The sequence below is a fragment of the Branchiibius cervicis genome (assembly GCF_042661605.1).
Lineage (GTDB): Bacteria > Actinomycetota > Actinomycetes > Actinomycetales > Dermatophilaceae > Branchiibius > Branchiibius cervicis.
Genome location: NZ_JBHSWJ010000002.1, coordinates 692,885 through 712,002, shown reverse-complemented (window position 1 = coordinate 712,002; position 19,118 = coordinate 692,885). Strand labels below are relative to the sequence as shown.

Here is a 19,118-nt window from a genome sequence, read left to right as displayed (position 1 = left end):
AGGTGTGGACATGTCAGATCCCGGCACCACTCCCGCACCCGAGCCGCTGCCCGCTGCGCCGACCCTCGAAAGCAGCACCGGCGCGGTCGGCGCACCGCCGAAGTCGATCCGCCAGGCGGTGGCGTTGATGTACGCCGGGGCGGTGGTCGCACTGATCAACGTCGTGATCGCGGCCTTCTCCAAGTCCGCGATCCGCGAGACGTTGGAGAAGCAGCACGCCGCATTGGTCGAGGCGTACGCCAAGGACCCGACGAAGACCAAGCCGTGGGACCTGTCCAAACTCGACAGCTACACCTCTCAGGCGTGGCTGATGAGCATGATCAGCGGCGCGATCTTCGTGGCGTTGTGGGTGATCCTGGCGCACACGAACAAGAAGGGGAACAGCATCGCGCGCATCATCGCGACCGTATTGACGGTGCTGAACGTGCTCTTCACCGTGGCCAATCTGCTGGGCGGGTTCAACCTGGCCACCTTCGTCTACTACGTGGTCACGATGGCGCTCGGGGTGGGTGCGACCTACCTGCTGTGGCGCCGGGAGTCCTCCGACTACTACAACGCCGTCAAGGCGTCCCGGGTTTGAGCGCGGTGACGCGCCGCGCCGGCGCTGCTGCGCTCGGCGTCGCGATGAGCATCGGCGCGCTGAGCGCCTGCAGCGGCGGCAGTTCGGCGCCGGTCGGCACGACCGGCTCCACCGTCACATCGACCACACCCGCGCCGACCCCGGTGACGACGACGGCCACGGGCGCGAGCGTCTACGGCGCCTACGCCTTCGTCCAACCCGCGGCCTGGGTCGTGGACGCCGGTCGTCAGACCAAGGGCGTCACGACGTATCTGAAGGCTCCGCAGCCGGTTTCGGGGGTCATCCCGACCTTCACCGTGGCCACGAGCACGGTCGCACCGCTCCCGGCACTTGGCGACCTGGCCAAACAGGGCGCCATCACCTTCCGGCAGCGCGGGGCCACCGTGACCGATGCGGCCGATCGCACGATCGGCGGGGAGCCGGCCAAGGGCTACGTCGTGACCAGCAGTACGCCGAAGACGGGCACCACCGGCAGCCAGGCGCTGACCCAGACGCAGTACTTCGTCATCCACGGCGGCACGATCTACGTCACCACCTTCACCTCCTCCACGGCCTCGGCCGCCAGCCTCAAATCCACGCAGGACGCCATCCTGGCCTCCTGGTCGTGGACGGCACCCTGAGCCGTTGTCGCCGCTGCGTGCGACCATGGCTGGGTGAGTAGTGAAGAGCAACCGACCGCCGAACACCGCAGCCGCCCGTCCTCCGGGGCCTTCCGCGAATTCGTCGCCTCGGGTTGGGCACCGCGGGACACCGCCGTGCCGGACCGCCTGGAGGTCGCGCCGTACGCACAACGTCGCCGCGCGGCCGTCTCCGCCGCGTTCCCCGGTGACCGTCTGGTGATCCCGGCCGGCGGCCTGAAGGTGCGCAGCAACGACACCGACTACATCTTCCGGCCGCACACCGCCTTCGCGCACCTGACCGGCCTGGGCGCCGATCGGGAGCCCGACGCGGTGCTGGTGCTCGAACCGCAGCCCGACGGCGGCCACGACGCGGTGCTGTTCTTCCGGCCGCTGGCCGGACGCGACACCGAGGAGTTCTTCGGTGATTCGCGGTACGGCGAGTTCTGGGTGGGTGCCCGCCCGACCCTGGCCGACGTGGAGGCCGAGCTGGGTATCCACGCCCGGCACATCGACGAACTGCCCGACGCCCTTGCAAAGGACGCGGGAGTCGTCACCGTGCGGGTCGTGCGCGACGCCGACCCCGTCACGACTGCCGCCGTGGACAAGGTCCGCGGCAGCACGCAGGAGTCGACCGCGCAGGAGTCGCAGGTCGCTGCCGAGCAGGAGGGCGACGAAGCGCTCGCGAAGTTCCTGTCCGTGCTGCGGCTGGTCAAGGACGAATGGGAGATCGAGCAGATGCGCCGCGCGGTCGCGGCCACCGCCGACGGCTTCGACGCGATCATCGAGGAGTTGCCCGAGGCGGTCCGCCGGGGCCACGGCGAGCGTTGGATCGAGGGTGTTTTCGGTCTGCACGCACGCCATCTCGGCAACGGCGTGGGGTACGAATCCATCTGTGCCAGTGGCGATCACGCCAACACACTGCACTGGATCAAGAACACCGGCGAGGTGCGTGACGGCGACCTGATCCTGGTGGACGCCGGCGTCGAGCTGGATTCGCTCTTCACGGCTGACATCACCCGCACGGTGCCGGTCAACGGTCGGTACTCCGAGGCCCAACGCAAGGTCTATGAAGCGGTCCTGACGGCGCAACGGGCCGGGATCGAGGCCGTCCGCCCCGGTGCGAAGTTCTCCGACGTGCACGCGGCCGCGATCAAGGTCATCGCCGAGACGTTGTTGGAGTGGGGCCTGCTGCCCGAAGGCGTCGATCTGGAGACCACTCTCAGCGACGACGGCCAGTACCACCGGCGCTGGATGGTGCACGGCACCAGCCACCACCTCGGGATGGACGTGCACGACTGTGCGCTTGCGCTGCGCTCGGAGTACATGGAGGCCGAGTTGCAACCGGGAATGGTGCTGACCGTCGAGCCCGGCCTCTACTTCAAGAAGGACGACCAGTTGGTCCCGGAGGAGTTGCGCGGCATCGGTGTGCGCATCGAGGACGACGTCGTGGTCACCGAGGAGGGCTGCGAGGTGTTGTCCGCTGCGATCCCGAGCGACCCGGACGCTGTCGAGGCGTGGATCGCCGGCCGGTGGGGTGTGCTGGACTGACGACAGCTGGCCACAGCGGGCGCTGCGCAGGGCAGCGCTCGCTGTGGCTAGCTCCAACTCCTAGTAGATCGACACGATTCGCGACGGGTACAGGAAGCTGGAGCGGATCAGGAAGTCCTGAGCCGCAGGCAACAGGCGGCAACAGCCGTGCGAGGCGTTGTAGGGCGGGATGTCCGCGGAACCGTGGATGGCGATACCGCCGACCACGTAGTACGGCTTGTACATCGAACCCAGCGCCCCGGTCACCCAACCCGAGGTGTTGCGGCGGTAGATCTTCCAGGTGCCGGTCGGAGTCGACCCGCTGTACCACCGGCCCCACGCGAAGAAGCGTTTGTTGGCTCCGGTGCTGGTGTTGAACACCCAGCGAGCGCTGCCACCCCAGTTGACCAGCAGCAACTGCCGGGCCTTGTCCACCTCGATGCGGTAGGTGCCCTTGTATCGCACCCCCGGCGTCTTGGCCTTGAGCACGGCCGCCGCTTCGGCCGGTCCCCAGGTTCCGGTGCGGGCCATGCCGTGGGACTTCTGGAAGGCCCACACCGCCTGCAGGGTGCCGTAGCCGAACACGCCGTCGACACCAGGCATCCAATAGTGCAGTCCGTACAGCTTGGCCTGCATCGCCTTGACGTCCGGCCCGGACATCCCACGCTTCAACGTGCGCGTTGCGCCCGCCCGCACCAGCGCGGGCGCGGACTGCCTGGTCTGCGCCTGTGCTGACGGGGTGAGTAGCAGGCCGGCGCCCAGGGCGCCGGCACCTGCTGCGGCGATGATCGCCGTACGGCGCGTGAGGGTCCCGGCGTCGTCTGGCGATTCGGGGGTGTGGAGGTCCTGGTGGTCACGGGTATCGGCTCCTTCGGCAACCAGCCGAAGCGGGTCTACGGCTGGACTCGTCGTGATCGGTGATGCTGGTCACGACGTAAGGAGCACCACGGGCGGCGAATCGGACAAACCTGCCCGATTCGAACGACGTACGTGCGGAAATCATAAATCAGCGACGCTGCTCACGCAGCGTCGCTGTGAATTGCGGACCGGGCTCGGAGCCGGGGGTCAGCGGCGGCGGTTCGACGGACGGCGCAGGGCCCGCTCGATGCGGGTGGATTGCGCAGCGTTGACGACGACCGCGGTGGCCCTGGTCATAGGCACTTGCTGGAACATGGTCGCCTCCTTCAAAGACTGTGTTCACGAAGACCGGCGGGGTTTCCGATCTGATACACCGAGTATATACTTCGAAATCGAAAAGTTCAATTTCAAAGTTCTGTGGTCGGGGTCACATACACTGCCAGCCATGGCCGATGACGTCGCAACCAGGATCAGGACGGCGATCACCCGTTCCACGGTGCTGTGGATCGGCGTACCCGGCGGTCCCCGTCACATTGCCTGGTTCGCCCGGGCCTCCCACGAGGACGGCACCGCGCTGGTGATCTCCGGAGCCGGAGAACAAGAGCTACCCGTCCTGCCCGACCCGTCCGAGGTAATCCTGCGCCAACGGGACAACCACACGCCGACCGGTCCCCTGCAGGCTCACGTCGAGCTCATCGCCCCGCACGACCCCCGCTGGGATGGCTGCGTCGCGGACCTCGTCGCCGCGCGGCAGGGCGTGCCCACCGAGGAGCTGCTCCATCGGTGGCGTGCAGCGGGCAAGATCTGGGCGGTGAGTCCACGCGCCACGGGTCCGCTCCACGCGGCGGGATAACCTGAGCCGGTGAGCAGCCAGACCCGGGTTTTCGTCGCGCGGATCGCGGGCTTGGTGGTCCTCGACCCGCTGGGCGATCAGGTGGGCCGGGTCAGGGACGTCATCATCACCTTCGCGACCACCGGCCAGGCCCGTGCGATCGGTCTGGTCATCGAGGTGCCCGGGCGCCGTCGGGTCTTCGTGCCGATGACTCGCGTGACCGGCATCGACCCCGGCGCGGTCTTCACGACCGGCCTGGTCAACATGCGACGCTTCGAACAACGCACCGGCGAATACCTGGCGATGGCCGAGCTGCTGGACCGCAGTGTGCAGGTGCGCGAGGACGGGCAGACCTTCAGCGGTGTGGTCGAGGACCTGGGGATCGAACAGAACGCCCGGCGCGACTGGATCGTCACCAAGGCATTCGTGCGCCGCGCCGAAGAGGTGTCCGGTGCCTCGAAGGCCATGTCCCGTCTCACCCGCCGTCGCACCGGCACCACCTTCCTGGTCGACATCGACCGGGTCGTCGGCCTGCATCAACAGGCACCCGCACAAAGCGCCGAGAGCCTGCTGGCCAGCTACGAGGACCTGCGGGTCGCGGACCTCGCCGAGGTCATCCACGACCTCAACCCCAAGCGACGCGCCGAGGTTGCCGCGGCGCTCGACGACAGCAAACTGGCCGACATCCTGGAAGAACTGCCCGAGGACGATCAGGTGGAGATCCTCGCCGGGCTGGAGATCGGGCGGGCGGCGGACGTGCTGGAGGCGATGGAACCCGACGACGCCGCCGACCTGCTGGCCGACCTGCCACCCGACCAGGCCGAACAGTTGCTGGCCCGGATGGAACCGGACGAGGCCGAGCCGGTGCGCCGGCTCATGTCGTACGACGAGAACACCGCCGGAGGTCTGATGACCACCGAGGCCATCGTCCTGGGTCCGGAGGCCAGCGTCGCCGAGGGGCTGGCCCTCGTGCGTCGCGAGCAGATCGCACCCGCCCTGGCTTCCGCGGTCTACGTGTGTCGTCCCCCGCTGGAGACCCCGACGGGCCGGTTCCTCGGCATGGTCCACACCCAGGCTCTGCTGCGCGAGACTCCCTCGAGCTCGGTCGGGACCATCATCGACAAAACCATCGAACCCCTGCTGGCGACCGCACCGCTCGGGCACGTGACACGCACCCTGGCCACCTACAACCTGGTCAGCCTGCCCGTGGTCGATGAGACCGGTCGGCTGATCGGGGTGATCACCGTCGATGACGTGCTGGACCACATCCTGCCCGAGGACTGGCGCGAAGAACGTCACGACCTACATCCGACGATGACCACCGGACGCAGCGAGTCAGATGCGGATCGGGACAACAAGGCGGCACGGAGGAAGACCCATGGCTGAACGCAGCCGCCGGCAGCGGCGCGACGCCCTGGACCAGCCACGCGAGCAGGCGGCCCGCTTCCTGCCCACGGTCCAGCTGGATTCCGAGCGATTCGGAATCTGGAGCGAGGCCTTCGCCCGGTTCATGGGAACCGCGACCTTCCTCATCTGGATGACGGTCTTCGTCATGGTCTGGCTCGCCTGGAACACCTTCGCACCGGAGTCCGCGCAGTTCGACCCGCGCGCGACCAACTACACGCTGTTGACCCTCATCCTCAGTCTCCAGGCGTCGTACGCCGCGCCCTCATCCTGCTCGCGCAGAACCGGCAGGACGACCGGGACCGTGTGGCCCTCACCCAGGACCGACAGCGCGATGAGCGCAACCTCGCGGACACCGAATTCCTCACCCGTGAGGTCGCCTCGCTGCGACTGGCCGTGCGCGAGACCGCGACCCGTGACTTCGTGCGCTCCGAACTGCGCGCGCTCCTGGAGGAACTCGAGGAGCGCGGCATCATGGCCCCGGAGGAGGACCGGGCCACCTGACCGCGGTCAGGGCCACCGGCAACGGGACCTAAACTGGTGGGTATGCCGATTCCTACCGCTGACCAGGTCCACGCGGCTCTTGCCACCGTCAACGACCCGGAAATCAAACGCCCGATCACCGATCTGGGCATGGTGGCGGATGTCGCTATCGGCGAGGACGGCGTCGTGGCGGTCACGATCCTGCTCACGGTCGCCGGTTGTCCCCTCAAGGACACCCTGACCCGGGACACCACCGCGGCGGTCTCCCGGCTGGACGGCGTCACCGACGTCAAGGTCACCCTCGGTGTGATGACCGACGAACAACGCGGCTCGCTGCGCGACAGCCTGCGCGGCGGGGCGCCGCAGAAGGAGATCCCCTTTGCCAAGCCCAACTCGCTGACCCGCGTCTACGCGGTCGCCTCCGGTAAGGGCGGCGTCGGTAAGTCGTCGGTGACGGTCAACCTGGCCGCGGCGTTCGCGCAGCAGGGTCTGCGTGTCGGGGTGGTCGACGCCGACGTCTACGGTTTCTCGGTCCCGCGCATGCTCGGTGTCGAGCACAAGCCGACCCAGCTGGACGACATGATCCTGCCGCCGGTCGCCCATGACGTGAAGGTCATCTCGATCGGGATGTTCGTGCCCGGCAACCAGCCGGTCGTGTGGCGCGGCCCGATGCTGCACCGCGCGCTACAGCAGTTCCTCGGCGACGTCTTCTGGGGTGACCTGGACGTGCTCCTGCTGGACCTGCCGCCCGGCACCGGTGACATCGCGATCTCGGTATCCCAGTTGATCCCGACCGCCGAGATCCTGGTCGTCACGACCCCGCAGCAGGCGGCGGCCGAGGTGGCGGAGCGGGCCGGATCCATTGCCCTGCAGACCAAGCAACGGGTCGCCGGGGTCATCGAGAACATGTCCTGGTTGGAACTGCCCGACGGCAGCCGCCAGGAGATCTTCGGCTCCGGTGGCGGCCAGGCCGTGGCCGACTCGTTGACCCGTAGCATCGGGGCGAGCGTGCCGCTGCTGGGTCAGATCCCGCTGGACACCCGGTTGCGCGAAGGCGGTGACGCCGGCACACCGGTCGTTCTGGCCGACCCCGACAGCGCCGCTGCCGTCGTATTGCGTGGTGTCGCCAAGCAACTGGGCCAGAAGGCGCGTGGCCTGGCCGGCCGGTCACTGGGCCTCACCCCGGCAGGCCGCTGACGACGTACGTCGATCCAGGTGTCGGTCGCGGCCCTCAGGTCGCGTCGAGGTCGAACGGCGTCGCCCGGTCCGGGTCGTAACGCATCGCTTGCACGGCCACTGGGGCCACGACGGCAGCAGTGTGGGCGTTCGCGTCGACCGCGGCCTGGGTCTGCGGGATCCCCAGGGTGTCGGACACGTCTTCGCCGAGCGCGTCGCGCACGATCCGGCGCGGGTCGTACTGCCGTGGGTCGTATTGTCGCCAGTCGACATCCTGGAACTCCGGACCCATCTGCTCCTTGAGCTGGGTCTTGGCTCCCTCGGCCATGTCACGAGCAGATCGGACGAACTGGCGGAACTTGGCCAGGTATTCCGGCATCCGGTCCGGGCCGATGAGCACCGCGGCGAGCACGATCAGGACGAGGAAATCCCAGCTTCCGATTCCCAAGAAACTCACGGCAGATCCCCCTTCCCGTTGGGCGGCGTACGGCGGTCCGAGATTACCTCACGGGCCCATTGCGCCGTGCCGGCGTCCGTGACCTGCCGCGGAGTCAGCGCGGGAAGTCGACGTTGAGCACGGCCGTCGCCTTCAGCGGCGCCGGAGTCAACGTGCGGGTGGCTTCCGCGTCGGCGCCGGGCAGGTTCGCCTGCTGCACCAGGACGGCCGGGGTTTCGAGTCGGACGGACGCACCGCCGGGCTGCACCGAGGTCGGGCCGTGCAGGGCAACAAGGCTGGCGCCCACACATCCGGCGACCGCCACCATCGCCAGTCCGACGGAGCGGCGGGCGGAGGTGTACTGCGGCGGGGCCGAGGCCGACAGCACACTGACCCCGGACGAACCGCGCGAGGTGGTCATCGGGGCGGCGGGGTCGGCCAGGCTGAGCAAGTTGCTCATCAGTTGCTGGTGATGGGCGGCGTCCAGGCGCACCGAGCGCAACCGCTGGATGAGAGCGCGCTCGGCGTCCACCTGCGCGCGACAGCCGTCGCACGCCACCAGATGCTGCTCTATCCGAAGCTCCTGGTCCGCGGTCAGCAAGCCGTCGACGTAATCCGCCAGATCCTGTGGGTGCCGGGCCATCAGCGCGTCCCCGGAAGCGCACCACCGATACCGGCCCGGGTGCGTGCGGGAGCCTCCACGACCGGACGCGGCGTGGGGGCACGGTGTGCCAGCGCCTCACGCAGTTGGGCCCGGCCACGGTGGATCCGGGAACGGACGGTGCCCAGCTTCACATCCAGCGTCGCAGCGATCTCCTCATAGGACAGTCCTTCGATATCGCACAGCACCACCGCCGCCCGGAAGTCCGGCGGAAGGGCATCGAGGGCCCGTTGGATGTCGTCGTCGAACGCTGCGTCGGTCAGGACCTGCTGCGGGTCCGCCGACCTGGCGGGCAGCCGCGCGGCCGCCTCGTCGGACAAGGCGTCGAAACGGATGCGCTGCTTGCGGCGCATCTTATCCAGGAACACGTTGGTCGTGATGCGGTGCAGCCAGCCCTCGAAGGTGCCGGGCTGGTAGGAGTGCAAAGAACGGAAGACGCGGACGAAGACGTCGTGGGTCAGGTCCTCGGCGTCGTGGACGTTGCCGGTCAGTCGGTAGGACAGCCGGTACACCCGAGCCGAGTGCTCCCGGACGATCTCTTCCCAGGTCGGCGGGGTCCACGGTTCGCCGCCCTCGGGATGAGATCCAGGAGGGGCGGCGTCAATTTGCGACACTTCCGTCATAACGGTGACAACGGTAAGCCGCGGGGCTTTGTTCCGCCTATGTTCTTCTCATGCCGAACCAAGGTGTGAGGATGGGGCGATGAACACCCTGAAGCCGGCCAGCCAGAGCTACGCCGAGGACTTCGTGCCCGAGTCGGAGGTGATCAGGGCTGCCCGCGAGCGCGGTGAGCAACTGGGCGCCACCCCGATCGGCGCGGGCACCGGCGCAACGTTGCAGGTGCTCGCCGCGGCCAACGCCGCCCGCACGGTGGTCGAGATCGGGACGGGCGCGGGCGTGTCCGGCCTGTGGTTGCTGTCCGGGATGCCCGAGGACGGCATCCTCACCACGATCGACCTCAAGGCCGAGCACCAGCGTGCGGCCAAGCAGGCCTACACGGCCGCCGGCATCGCCCCGGCGCGGACCCGCACGATCACCGGCAACGCCTTGGAGGTCCTGCCCCGGTTGGCAGATGGCGCCTACGACCTGGTGCTGGTGGACGGGGCGAAAAGCCAGTACCCGGCGTACGTCGAGCATGCCCTTCGGATCGTGCGCCCCGGTGGCGTCGTCGCGATCGACAACGTGCTGTGGCACGACAAGGTCGCCGACCCGGCCGCCCGGGACGACACGACGGTCCTGTTGCGTGACCTGAGCAAACAGCTGCGCGAGCGGGACGACCTCGCGACCGCTCTGCTGCCGGTGGGCGATGGTCTGCTGGTCTGCGTCAAACGCGCCTGACCCCGTAGATACGGCGACGCCCCGGTCCGTAACGGACCGGGGCGTTCGAGGTCAAAGAAAGTGTGAGGTTACCTCAGCCGAGGCATCCCTTGATCGCGTCGCCGAGCGCCTGAGCTTCCTCGGCGTTCATCTCCACGACCAGCCGGCCACCGCCTTCCAACGGCATGCGCAGCAGGATGCTCCGACCCTCCTTGGTCACCTCGAGGGGTCCGTCTCCGGTGCGGGGCTTCATGGCCGCCATGGATGTTTTCCTTCCGTGTCGCGGGACTGCCTGCCATTATCGCAGCCTCTGCGGCCTGCGGCGAAATCCTGCGTCTGCTGGTGCGCTACCGCTCATGGCGGCCGCCGCGCTCACGGTGGCCGCTGTCGTGGCGCCCACCCGCATGCTCCGTGTCGGCACCCGAGCGTGAAAGACTCACAGCATGGCGGCAGTGATCTGGCTGGTTGTGGGTCTGCTGCTGATCGCGGGCGAGACCTTGAGCGGTGACCTGTTCCTGCTCATGCTCGGCGGCGGCGCGCTGGCGGCCGCCGTGGCGGCCGTCTTCGGTGCTCCGATCTGGCTGGCCGCCCTTGTCTTCGCGCTGATCAGCGTACTGCTGGTGGTCGGTGTCCGTCCGGTGCTCAAGCGCAAGATGACCGACGGCCCGATCGTGCCCACCGGGATCGACGCCCTGATCGGCCGTACGGCCACGACGCTGGGCGCCTTCGGCAACACCGGGGGCCAGATCCGCATCGACGGCGACGTCTGGTCCGCCGAACCGGCCGATCCGGACGATTCGTTCAACAGCGGTGAGCAGGTGATCGTCGAACGCATCGACGGTGCCACCGCCATCGTCAGCCGGCCGCAACTGGCGGCCGGTCCATCGGGGAATGAAGTAGGAGTGGATTGAGATGCCTGCATTGATCGTCGCGATCGTGATCGTGTTGTTCGCGATCATCGTTGTCGCGAAATCCGTGGCACTGGTGCCACAGGCCGAGGCCGCTGTGATCGAGCGCCTGGGTCGCTACACCAAGACCGTGTCAGGACAGTTGACCTTCCTGATTCCCTTCATCGACCGGATCCGTGCCAAGGTCGATCTGCGTGAGCGCGTGGTGTCCTTCCCGCCGCAGCCGGTGATCACCGAGGACAACCTGACCGTCCAGATCGACACGGTCGTCTACTTCCAGGTCACCGACCCGCGGGCCGCGGTCTATGAGATCAACGACTACATCGTCGGTGTCGAGCAGTTGACCACGACCACATTGCGCAACGTCGTCGGCGGGATGACGCTGGAGGAGACCCTGACCTCCCGCGAGCGCATCAACAGCCAGTTGCGCGGGGTCCTCGACGAGGCGACCGGGCGCTGGGGCCTGCGCGTCGCCCGCGTCGAGTTGAAGTCCATCTTCCCGCCGCCCTCCATCCAGGAATCGATGGAGAAGCAGATGAAGGCCGACCGTGAGAAGCGCGCGACCATCCTTGCGGCAGAAGGACACCGGGAGTCGGCGATCAAGTCGGCCGAGGGTGACAAGCAGAGCCGGATCCTGGCTGCCGAAGGTGCCAAGCAGGCCGCAATCCTGGGCGCCGAGGCCGACCGGCAGTCCGCGATCCTGCGCGCCGAAGGTGACCGCGCCGCCGCCTACCTGCGGGCACAAGGTGAGGCGAAGTCCATCGAGAAGACCTTCGCGGCGATCCGGGCCAGCAAGCCCACCCCTGAGCTGCTGGCCTACCAGTACCTCAACACGCTGCCCAAGATGGCCGAGGGGACTGCCAACAAGGTGTGGGTGCTGCCCGCGGACTTCGGTTCGGCGCTGCAGAGCTTCGCCAAGTCCTTCGGCACCCAGGGGTCGGACGGCGCGTTCCGCTACGAGTCCACCGACAACCCGCCCCCGGTGGAAGAGGACGACATCGCGGACTGGTTCAAGACCCAGCGCGACCCGGCTGTCGCCAAGGCCGTTGCCGACGCCGAGGCCGTGGCCCGCACCTCGATCGACCCCGACCCGGTGCGCCCGAGTACGTCGAGCGCGGATTCCGCGCCCGCGGCCGCTCCTGCGCCGTCCACCTCCGCGCCCGACGCGCCGGTCTCCGGCACGGCACCCGCGGCTCCCACGCAGATCGAAGCACCGGCTCCGCAGCAGTACCAGCTGCCGCAGCAACCCCCGGCGCCGCAGGAGGCGCAACCGCCCTACCAGCCGCCGCAGCAGGGCTGAATCGCTCAGATCGGATTCCACGGCAGGGACGGCACGTGCATGAAGCTCCAGCACCACCACACCTGCCAGCCCAGACCGAGGCACACCAACGCGACCGTCCGCGTGCGCATCAGCACGCGGCGGTCGCGGTCTTTCCAGCCGGCGCCGATCCATACGGCCGCGATCGGGAAGAGAAAGATCGCGTAGCGATAGGTGCTGGTCCACGCATCGACCACCGCCAGGAGATAGAAGCTGTACGCCGCGATCCAGGTCCGCAACACCGGGCCGAGCGCCGCGGCCCACGGACCGGCAATCGACACGACGACCACCGCGATCATGGCGAGCACCCACAGCGGGGTCCATGCGCCGAAGAAATACCGCAGGTTGTTGAACCACGGCGTGAACAATTCCACTGAACCGCCGGCCCGCCACGCACCCTGGGTGAGCGCGTAGGCGCCCCCTTCGCCGGTGACCAGGCCGGCGATCGCGGGCCACAGGACCGCGGACACGGCGCAGCTGATCAGCAGGAACGCCATCGCACCCCACTCGGTGCCGGCGACGGGCCGGTCCCGACGGGCCCGCCACCGCCAGATGACGGCGACCAGGGCCACCAGCCCCAGGGGCGGCGCAATCGGGCGGGCGAAGCCGAACGCCAATGCGATCAGCCCCCGATCGCCCACTCCCCGCGGCTGACGGCCAGCAGGAAGCCGACCAGCAGCAGCATCGCCAACGACTCGGTGTAGGCCAGTTGGAGCACCGGGGACATCGGGCAGGTCGCGTAGACCGCGATGGTGCACAGCGTCGCGGTGGCACCGATGCGGGGTCGCAGCAGCGGGATCATCAGCACCGCGGCCGCCGCCCCCAGGACCAGGGACAGCGTCGGCGCGACCACGGCGTAACTACCGCCGGTGAGAGTCATCAGACCGCGGACCAGCATCGGGAAGGCCGGGAAGAACGCCCAGGGGTTCTGTTGCACCGTGCCGGACTCGTCGCGGGGCAGCTGTGAGGGATAGCCGTGTTCGACGATGGTGCGGTACCACCCGCCGTCCCAGATGTGGGTGATGTCCCAGTACGACGCGCTGCCGGTCCCCCCATCGGCGCCGGGCATCGTGCTCAGATCCTGCTGACTGGCGACCCACGCGAGGAGCACGGCGCTGAACGCCCGCGCCAGGAGGTAGACCCCCAGCACCGCCCAGACCAGACGCCGGGCCGACAGCCGGTGCCACCAGGTCTCCCGGACCGTGGCGGGGTCCGCCGTCACCGTGGTCATGCCGGGCCGCCGAACTCGCAGTCGACCAAATGATCGGTGACGACACCGCAGGCCTGCATCGCGGCGTACATCGTGGTCGGTCCGATGTGCTCGAAACCCTTCGCGCGCAGCCCTTTTGCCAACGCCACCGACTCCGGCGTCGAGGCCGGCACCTCAGCCAGCGACCGCGGTCGGCTCACCTGCGCGGGCTGGAAGGACCAGAAGTACTCGACCAGTCCCCCGTCCTGCCGCAAGGCAACCGTGGCCTGGGCGTTCGCGATGGCCGCGTCGACCTTGCGGCGGTTGCGCACGATTGCGCCGTCCGCCATCAGCCGATCGCGATCGGCGTCGGTGAACGCCGCAACCGTCGCCGGATCGAAGTCGGCGAACGCGGCCCGGAAGGCCGGGCGTTTGCGCAGGATCGTCAGCCAGGACAGACCGGACTGGAACGCCTCCAGGGTGATGCGCTCCAGCAGCGCCGACTCCTCGCGCACCGGCCGACCCCATTCGCCGTCGTGGTAGGTCAGGTACTGCGGGCCGCTCGCCCAGGGACAGCGCCACCTGCCGTCCTCGCCCCGCACCGCATCACCCATCGAGCCACTCCGCAGTGCGCGCCATGGTGGTCACGGCGTGCTGGTAGACCGCCCGGGAGATCAGGGTGTTGACCGGGCCGGCGATGCGCGCCCACCGCCAGGCCGGGACCACATCAGCGGTCCAGACGACCTCGCTGCCGGAACCGTCGGCACGCACCTGCACCTCCACGACTCCGGTGAGCACCGAGCCGGTCTTGCGTACGGCGTAACGGTGCGGCGCGTCGTACGCCGTGATGGTCATCGGGTCGGCCAGGCCGATCGGCCCGATCCGGGTCATGCCCAGGATGGTGTCACCCACCCGGTCCCCCGTCCCGCCGGTCACCGTGACCTCGGTCAACGGGAAGTACGCCGAGTGACGGGCGAACTCGCTGGCGGCCCGCCACAGCCGCTCGGGGTCCGCGGCGCTGTGCGCCCGGACCGTCACCGAGGTCACGCTGGGCCGGGTCCGTCGCTGAGGCGGTCGAACCGACGGCCGCTCAACTCGGCGATCCGGGCCTCCTGCTCGGCCAGTTCCCGGTCCTTTTCCGCCAACGCGTCGCGCAGCCGGTCGAGGGTGTCATCGACCTGACCCATCCGGTAGCCGCGCACCGTCTGGTCGAAGCGCAGATTGTCGACGTCGTCGGGCCGCACCGTCGGCGGGAGTTGCTCGAAGGGGCTGGTGCGAACCGGCGGATCCAGGTGGCCGCCGTACAACCCGATCACGCCCGCCGCGACCAGGCCGATCACCAACACCAGCAGGACGATGAGGAACGCGAACACGCCGCTAGCCTAACCACCGCGTCAGCGCCGCAAGTGCCTGTGTGATCTGGGTCTCGTCACACCACTCGTCGTCCGTGTGGGCGAGGTTGGGGTCGCCGGGACCGAAGTTCACGGCCGGGACCCCGAGGGCCGACAGCCGGGCGACATCGGTCCAGCCCTCCTTGGCGACCACGGGCAGTCCGAGCGCCTCGACGAACGCCTGCGCCGCCGGTTTGTCCAACCCCGGCCGGGCACCGTCGGCGGCATCGGTGAGCTCGACCAGATATCCGCTGAACACCTGCTGCACGTGCTCGAACGCCTCGGCGGCGCTTTTGTTGGGGGCGAAGCGGTAGTTGACCGTCACCACGCACTTGTCCGGGATCACGTTGCCCGCAATGCCACCGGCGATACCGACCGCGTTGAGCGCCTCGTGGTAGTCCAGCCCGTCGACGTTGACGGTTGCTGGTTCGTAGGCCGACAGCCGCCCGAGGATCGCCCCCGCCTCGTGAATCGCGTTGTGCCCGTTCCACGGTCGCGCGGAATGCGCTGAAATGCCTTTGGCCGTGACATCCACCCGCAGCGTGCCCTTGCAGCCGCCCTCGATCCCGCCATCGGTGGGTTCCAGCAGGACGGCGAAGTCGGCCGTGAGCAGTCCGGGCTGAACCTTCGCCAACCGGCCGAGACCGTTGAACCGGTCCTCGATCTCTTCGCAGTCGTAGAAGACGTAGGTGATGTCACGGCTGGGTTCGGTGAGCGTAGCCGCGAGCGCCAGTTGCACCGCGACTCCGCCCTTCATGTCGGTGCTTCCGCGCCCGAGCAAGCGGCCGCCGATCCGCTGGCTGGGGACGTTCGGCGGGTCGGTGATCGGCACGGTGTCGATGTGCCCGGCCAGGATCACGCGCTCGGCGCGGCCCAGATCGGTGCGCGCCACGATGGCGTTGCCGTCGCGCACCACCTGGAGGTGATCCAGCGGCGCCAGGGCCGCTTCGATGGCGTCGGCGAGTTCGCGTTCGTCCTGGCTGACGGACGGCACGTCGCAGAGGGCAGCAGCCAGCGCCACGACGTCCTGATGCAGATCGAGTTGGGCCATAGCCCCATCTTGCCGTGGGACGCTCCCTCGACGCGGACGGCGGTCGCCTACCCTGGGGCCATGACGCAGCGACCGGCGTGGGGATACGGCCTGATCACCTTGACCGAGCCTGGGCAGGCTCTCGATGCCTGGTTCCCGACCCCTGCCCTGGGGCAGGCGCCGGCGGACGATCCGTACGCAGCCCCCGCGGACCTGGCGGCGCTGGCCGACGAGGACCCGGCCCGCGGCGTACGCCGAGTGGTCCGGCAGGTGAGCATCGACCTGGATGCGCCGCCCGCAGACGTGCCCGATGCCTACTTGCGCCTGCACCTGCTCTCGCACCGGTTGGTGCTGCCCAACTCGATCAACCTGGACGGGTTGTTCGGGGTGCTGGTCAACGTGGTGTGGACCAACCGCGGACCGTGCGCGGTCGAGGATTTCGAGTCCGTCCGGTTGCGGTTGCTGCTGGACGGGCCGGTGACGGTGCTCGGCGTGGACAAATTCCCGCGGATGACGGACTACGTCGTGCCCTCCGGTGTGCGGATCGCCGACGCGGACCGGGTACGCCTCGGCGCGCACCTGGCGCCGGGCACGACAGTCATGCATGAGGGCTTCTGCAACTTCAACGCCGGCACGTTGGGCACCTCGATGGTGGAGGGTCGCATCACGCAGGGCGTCGTCGTCGGGGACGGCTCGGACATCGGCGGCGGCGCCTCGATCATGGGCACGCTGTCTGGTGGCGGCACCCAGCGCGTGGTGATCGGCGAGCGCTGCCTGATCGGCGCGGAGGCCGGTGTCGGGATCAGCCTCGGTGACGACAGTGTGGTGGAGGCCGGGCTCTACGTGACCGCCGGGACGAAGGTCACGCTGCCGGACGGACGGGTCGTGAAGGCCGTCGAATTGTCCGGGCAGCCGGGGCTGTTGTTCATCCGCGACTCCACGACCGGTGTGGTGAAGGCCAAGGCTCGCAAGGGCACGGGGATCACGCTGAACGATGCCCTCCACGCCAACTGAGGAGCCGCGTGGCGTCGAAGCCTTCGACGACCACGACTTCTACGACGAGGAGCACCGCCGCCACCCGGTCCGGCGCGCCCTCGGCTGTCTGCTGCCGTTGGCGTTGATCGCAGGCGCGGGGTACGGCGGCTGGCGGTTCTACGAGCACACCCGGGACAACTGGGGCAGTCCGACCTGCCAGGTGCGGGCGGACGGTTTTGTCTCCGAATGGACGCCGGAGCAGGCGGCCAATGCTTCCACGATCACCGTCGTCGGGACGCTGAAGCGCGGTCTGCCCGATCACGCGGCGACGATTGCGGTGACGACGGCCATCCAGGAGTCCAAACTGCGCAATCTGACGTACGGCGACCGGGACTCCCTGGGACTGTTCCAGCAGCGGCCGTCGATGGGGTGGGGCACCTCGGCACAGATTCTCGACCCTGTGTATTCGACGAACGCGTTCTACTCGGCGATGCTGAAAGTGCCCGATTGGCAAACGGATTCGGTTGGGGACGTTGCGCAGGCGGTGCAAAAGAGCGGGTTCCCGGACGCATACGACGACCACGTCGATCAGGGCCGGACGTTGGCGACGGTGCTGTCCGGCCAGGTCGCCGAAGGAGTCGGTTGCCGGCTGGACGCGGTGACCGGGACGGCGGATCCCGCGGCGACCGCGGACAAGCTGACCGCTCAGAGCGGCGTGCGCGGCACGGTGTCCGGCTCGTCACTGACGGTCCCGGCGAAGTCCGAGCAGACAGCCCGCGCGATCGCCCACTGGGCCGTGACCCACGCGGATTCGGACAGGATCACCGCTGTGACGGTCGGCAACCGGGAGTGGCACCGGTTGCGCGGCGAGGACGGTCTGGTGTGGCACGACGCGGACCGGCCGACGCGCGGCAGCACCGTGGTCCGCATCGACTTCTGAGCGGCAAACGAAACGGCCCCGGAAGCTTTCGCTCCCAGGGCCGCTCAGAGGGTCAGATCAGCGCTCCGATGCCTCGACGTACTTGCGCTCGGTCTCGCCGATGTAGACCTGACGCGGGCGGCCGATCTTGGTGGCCGGGTCGGACATCATCTCGCGCCACTGGGCGATCCAGCCGGGCAGTCGGCCGATCGCGAACAACACGGTGAACATCTCCGTCGGGAAGCCCATGGCCTTGTAGATGATGCCGGTGTAGAAGTCGACGTTGGGGTAGAGCTTGCGGGAGACGAAGTAGTCGTCCTTGAGCGCGATCTCTTCCAGCTTCATCGCCATGTGCAGCTTGGGGTCATCGACGCCCAGCTTCTCCAGCACCTCATCGGCCGACTTCTTGACGATCGCGGCGCGCGGGTCGTAGTTCTTGTAGACCCGGTGGCCGAAGCCCATCAGCTTGACGCCGTCTTCCTTGTTCTTGACCTTCTCGACGAACTTGTCGACGTCACCGCCGAAGTCGTTCTCGATGGTTTCCAGCATCTCCAGCACTGCGGCGTTGGCGCCACCGTGCAGCGGACCGGACAGTGCGTGGATGCCGGCGGAGATGGAGGCGAACAGGTTGGCGTGGCCGGAGCCGACCAGGCGGACCGTGGAGGTCGAACAGTTCTGCTCGTGGTCGGCGTGCAGGATGAACAGCCGGTCCAGCGCTCGGGACACAGCCGGGTCCACGACGTAGTCCTCGGTCGGGAAACCGAAGGTCATCCGCAGGAAGTTGTCGGTGTAGCTCAACGAGTTGTCCGGGTAGAGCGTCGGCTGGCCCTGCTGCTTCTTCTGCGCGTAGGCCGCGATGGTGGGCAGCTTGGCCAGCAGGCGGATCGTGGACAGCTCGATCTGCTCCTGGTCGGTGATCGAGAGGCTGTCCTGGTAGAACGTGCCCAGCGCGGAGACCGCGGCCGACAGCACCGACATCGGGTGCGCGTCGCGCGGGAAGGCCGCGAGCAGATCCTTGAGGTTCTCATCGAGCAGCGTGTGGCGCTGGATCTTGGTGGTGAACTCCTGCAGCTGCTCGGCGGTCGGCAGCTCGCCGTAGATCAACAGGTAGGAGGTCTCCAGGAAGGAGGAGTTCTCGGCCAGCTGGTCGATCGGGTAGCCCCGGTAGCGCAGGATGCCCGCGTCACCGTCGATGTAGGTGATCGCCGACTTGCACGACGCGGTGTTGACGAAGCCGATGTCCAGCGTCGCGTTGCCGGTCTCCTTCAGCAACGCGGAGATGTCGTATCCCCCGTTACCTTCCGTCGCTTCGTTGAGGGCGAACTCGAGGGTCTTGCCCCCGGCTTCGAAGGTGGCCTGATCGGTCATGAATGCACAGTCCTTCCTTGGACCTGAAGAGGCTCAGCGCGTGGATGTGCCCTGAGCCTTAGTCGTAGCCGGATGTTTCTGATTCGACGTTACTCCACAGTTCCGGGCGCTCCGTCACGGGTCCGA

The 19,118-nt window shown here is 68.3% G+C and carries 23 protein-coding genes and 1 pseudogene; 12 read left to right on the top strand and 12 right to left on the bottom strand.

Translation table 11 applies throughout. The features are described 5' to 3' along the window. Nucleotides 1–10 precede the first annotated feature (10 nt). The 3 genes from ACFQBT_RS04010 to ACFQBT_RS04000 are packed head-to-tail and all read left to right on the top strand — an operon-like array spanning nucleotide 11 to nucleotide 2,748. Complete coding sequence (locus ACFQBT_RS04010; RefSeq protein WP_377820567.1) at nucleotides 11–580, top strand: hypothetical protein; 570 nt, start codon at nucleotides 11–13, stop codon at nucleotides 578–580. 5 nt (nucleotides 581–585) lie between these two features. After that, complete coding sequence (locus ACFQBT_RS04005) at nucleotides 586–1,200, top strand: hypothetical protein (protein ID WP_377820566.1); 615 nt, start codon at nucleotides 586–588, stop codon at nucleotides 1,198–1,200. A 33-nt stretch (nucleotides 1,201–1,233) separates the two neighbouring features. Next, on the top strand, nucleotides 1,234–2,748 hold the full coding sequence (locus ACFQBT_RS04000) for an aminopeptidase P family protein (protein WP_377820564.1): 1,515 nt from the start codon (nucleotides 1,234–1,236) through the stop codon (nucleotides 2,746–2,748). Between the two features lie 60 nt (nucleotides 2,749–2,808). Here the strand turns inward: ACFQBT_RS04000 and ACFQBT_RS03995 are convergent, their stop codons facing one another. After that, nucleotides 2,809–3,387, bottom strand: a complete 579-nt coding sequence (locus tag ACFQBT_RS03995) for a L,D-transpeptidase family protein (protein WP_377820562.1) — start codon at nucleotides 3,385–3,387, stop codon at nucleotides 2,809–2,811. Nucleotides 3,388–4,030: 643 nt separating this feature from the next. Here ACFQBT_RS03995 and ACFQBT_RS03990 point away from each other — a divergent pair. From ACFQBT_RS03990 to ACFQBT_RS03975, 4 genes and pseudogenes are all read left to right on the top strand, one after another. Next, on the top strand, nucleotides 4,031–4,438 hold the full coding sequence (locus ACFQBT_RS03990; RefSeq protein ID WP_377820561.1) for a hypothetical protein: 408 nt from the start codon (nucleotides 4,031–4,033) through the stop codon (nucleotides 4,436–4,438). A 9-nt stretch (nucleotides 4,439–4,447) separates the two neighbouring features. Further along, nucleotides 4,448–5,803 (top strand): magnesium transporter MgtE N-terminal domain-containing protein, encoded by a 1,356-nt coding sequence (locus ACFQBT_RS03985; RefSeq protein WP_377820559.1) that lies wholly within the window; start codon nucleotides 4,448–4,450, stop codon nucleotides 5,801–5,803. Continuing rightward, nucleotides 5,796–6,325 (top strand): annotated as a pseudogene (locus tag ACFQBT_RS03980) (DUF1003 domain-containing protein). The gene ACFQBT_RS03985 and the pseudogene ACFQBT_RS03980 overlap by 8 nt, the downstream one beginning before the upstream one ends. A 42-nt stretch (nucleotides 6,326–6,367) precedes the next feature. After that, complete coding sequence (locus tag ACFQBT_RS03975; protein ID WP_377820557.1) at nucleotides 6,368–7,501, top strand: Mrp/NBP35 family ATP-binding protein; 1,134 nt, start codon at nucleotides 6,368–6,370, stop codon at nucleotides 7,499–7,501. Nucleotides 7,502–7,535: 34 nt separating this feature from the next. Here the strand turns inward: ACFQBT_RS03975 and ACFQBT_RS03970 are convergent, their stop codons facing one another. From ACFQBT_RS03970 to sigE, 3 genes are all read right to left on the bottom strand, one after another. After that, the gene (locus ACFQBT_RS03970; RefSeq protein ID WP_377820556.1) at nucleotides 7,536–7,937 is read right to left on the bottom strand and encodes a twin-arginine translocase TatA/TatE family subunit; all 402 of its coding nucleotides are present in this window, start codon (nucleotides 7,935–7,937) and stop codon (nucleotides 7,536–7,538) included. A gap of 94 nt (nucleotides 7,938–8,031) precedes the next feature. Further along, nucleotides 8,032–8,559 (bottom strand): anti-sigma factor family protein, encoded by a 528-nt coding sequence (locus ACFQBT_RS03965; protein WP_377820555.1) that lies wholly within the window; start codon nucleotides 8,557–8,559, stop codon nucleotides 8,032–8,034. Then, the gene (sigE, locus tag ACFQBT_RS03960; RefSeq protein WP_377820553.1) at nucleotides 8,559–9,200 is read right to left on the bottom strand and encodes an RNA polymerase sigma factor SigE; all 642 of its coding nucleotides are present in this window, start codon (nucleotides 9,198–9,200) and stop codon (nucleotides 8,559–8,561) included. Before sigE ends, ACFQBT_RS03965 begins: the two co-directional genes overlap by 1 nt. A 79-nt stretch (nucleotides 9,201–9,279) precedes the next feature. Here sigE and ACFQBT_RS03955 point away from each other — a divergent pair, with 79 nt between their 5' ends. Continuing rightward, a complete protein-coding gene (locus ACFQBT_RS03955) occupies nucleotides 9,280–9,915 on the top strand; it encodes an O-methyltransferase (RefSeq protein WP_377820551.1) in 636 nt (211 codons plus the stop codon). A gap of 73 nt (nucleotides 9,916–9,988) precedes the next feature. Here the strand turns inward: ACFQBT_RS03955 and ACFQBT_RS03950 are convergent, their stop codons facing one another. Then, nucleotides 9,989–10,156: a DUF3117 domain-containing protein gene (locus ACFQBT_RS03950; protein WP_109683864.1), complete on the bottom strand. Its 168-nt coding sequence runs from the start codon at nucleotides 10,154–10,156 to the stop codon at nucleotides 9,989–9,991. A 181-nt stretch (nucleotides 10,157–10,337) separates the two neighbouring features. Here ACFQBT_RS03950 and ACFQBT_RS03945 point away from each other — a divergent pair, with 181 nt between their 5' ends. Both ACFQBT_RS03945 and ACFQBT_RS03940 read left to right on the top strand, forming a co-directional pair. Beyond that, nucleotides 10,338–10,805, top strand: coding sequence for an NfeD family protein (locus ACFQBT_RS03945; RefSeq protein ID WP_377820549.1), 468 nt, complete (start codon nucleotides 10,338–10,340; stop codon nucleotides 10,803–10,805). 1 nt (nucleotide 10,806) lies between these two features. Continuing rightward, nucleotides 10,807–12,102 carry an SPFH domain-containing protein gene (locus ACFQBT_RS03940; protein WP_377820547.1) on the top strand — a complete coding sequence of 432 codons (1,296 nt, stop codon included), beginning with the start codon at nucleotides 10,807–10,809 and terminating at the stop codon, nucleotides 12,100–12,102. 5 nt (nucleotides 12,103–12,107) lie between these two features. Here ACFQBT_RS03940 and ACFQBT_RS03935 read toward each other — a convergent pair whose 3' ends face one another. From ACFQBT_RS03935 to dapE, 6 genes are read right to left on the bottom strand one after another with little or no spacing between them, the layout of a single operon-like run. After that, on the bottom strand, nucleotides 12,108–12,761 hold the full coding sequence (locus ACFQBT_RS03935) for a hypothetical protein (protein WP_377820546.1): 654 nt from the start codon (nucleotides 12,759–12,761) through the stop codon (nucleotides 12,108–12,110). Further along, nucleotides 12,743–13,351, bottom strand: a complete 609-nt coding sequence (locus tag ACFQBT_RS03930; RefSeq protein WP_377820544.1) for a hypothetical protein — start codon at nucleotides 13,349–13,351, stop codon at nucleotides 12,743–12,745. Before ACFQBT_RS03930 ends, ACFQBT_RS03935 begins: the two co-directional genes overlap by 19 nt. Continuing rightward, nucleotides 13,348–13,923: a DNA-3-methyladenine glycosylase I gene (locus ACFQBT_RS03925; RefSeq protein WP_377820542.1), complete on the bottom strand. Its 576-nt coding sequence runs from the start codon at nucleotides 13,921–13,923 to the stop codon at nucleotides 13,348–13,350. The genes ACFQBT_RS03930 and ACFQBT_RS03925 overlap by 4 nt, the downstream gene beginning before the upstream one ends. Then, a complete protein-coding gene (locus ACFQBT_RS03920) occupies nucleotides 13,916–14,356 on the bottom strand; it encodes an SRPBCC family protein (RefSeq protein WP_377820540.1) in 441 nt (146 codons plus the stop codon). Before ACFQBT_RS03920 ends, ACFQBT_RS03925 begins: the two co-directional genes overlap by 8 nt. Then, nucleotides 14,353–14,682 (bottom strand): DivIVA domain-containing protein, encoded by a 330-nt coding sequence (locus ACFQBT_RS03915; protein WP_377820538.1) that lies wholly within the window; start codon nucleotides 14,680–14,682, stop codon nucleotides 14,353–14,355. The genes ACFQBT_RS03920 and ACFQBT_RS03915 overlap by 4 nt, the downstream gene beginning before the upstream one ends. A 4-nt stretch (nucleotides 14,683–14,686) precedes the next feature. Continuing rightward, complete coding sequence (gene dapE / locus ACFQBT_RS03910) at nucleotides 14,687–15,751, bottom strand: succinyl-diaminopimelate desuccinylase (RefSeq protein ID WP_377820536.1); 1,065 nt, start codon at nucleotides 15,749–15,751, stop codon at nucleotides 14,687–14,689. A gap of 60 nt (nucleotides 15,752–15,811) precedes the next feature. Between dapE and dapD the strand changes: the two genes are divergently transcribed. Further along, nucleotides 15,812–16,744 carry a 2,3,4,5-tetrahydropyridine-2,6-dicarboxylate N-succinyltransferase gene (dapD, locus tag ACFQBT_RS03905; protein ID WP_377820535.1) on the top strand — a complete coding sequence of 311 codons (933 nt, stop codon included), beginning with the start codon at nucleotides 15,812–15,814 and terminating at the stop codon, nucleotides 16,742–16,744. Next, complete coding sequence (locus ACFQBT_RS03900; protein ID WP_377820533.1) at nucleotides 16,725–17,645, top strand: hypothetical protein; 921 nt, start codon at nucleotides 16,725–16,727, stop codon at nucleotides 17,643–17,645. Before dapD ends, ACFQBT_RS03900 begins: the two co-directional genes overlap by 20 nt. Nucleotides 17,646–17,702: 57 nt before the next feature. Here ACFQBT_RS03900 and ACFQBT_RS03895 read toward each other — a convergent pair whose 3' ends face one another. Then, a complete protein-coding gene (locus tag ACFQBT_RS03895; RefSeq protein ID WP_377820531.1) occupies nucleotides 17,703–18,992 on the bottom strand; it encodes a citrate synthase in 1,290 nt (429 codons plus the stop codon). Between the last annotated feature and the right edge of the window lie 126 nt (nucleotides 18,993–19,118).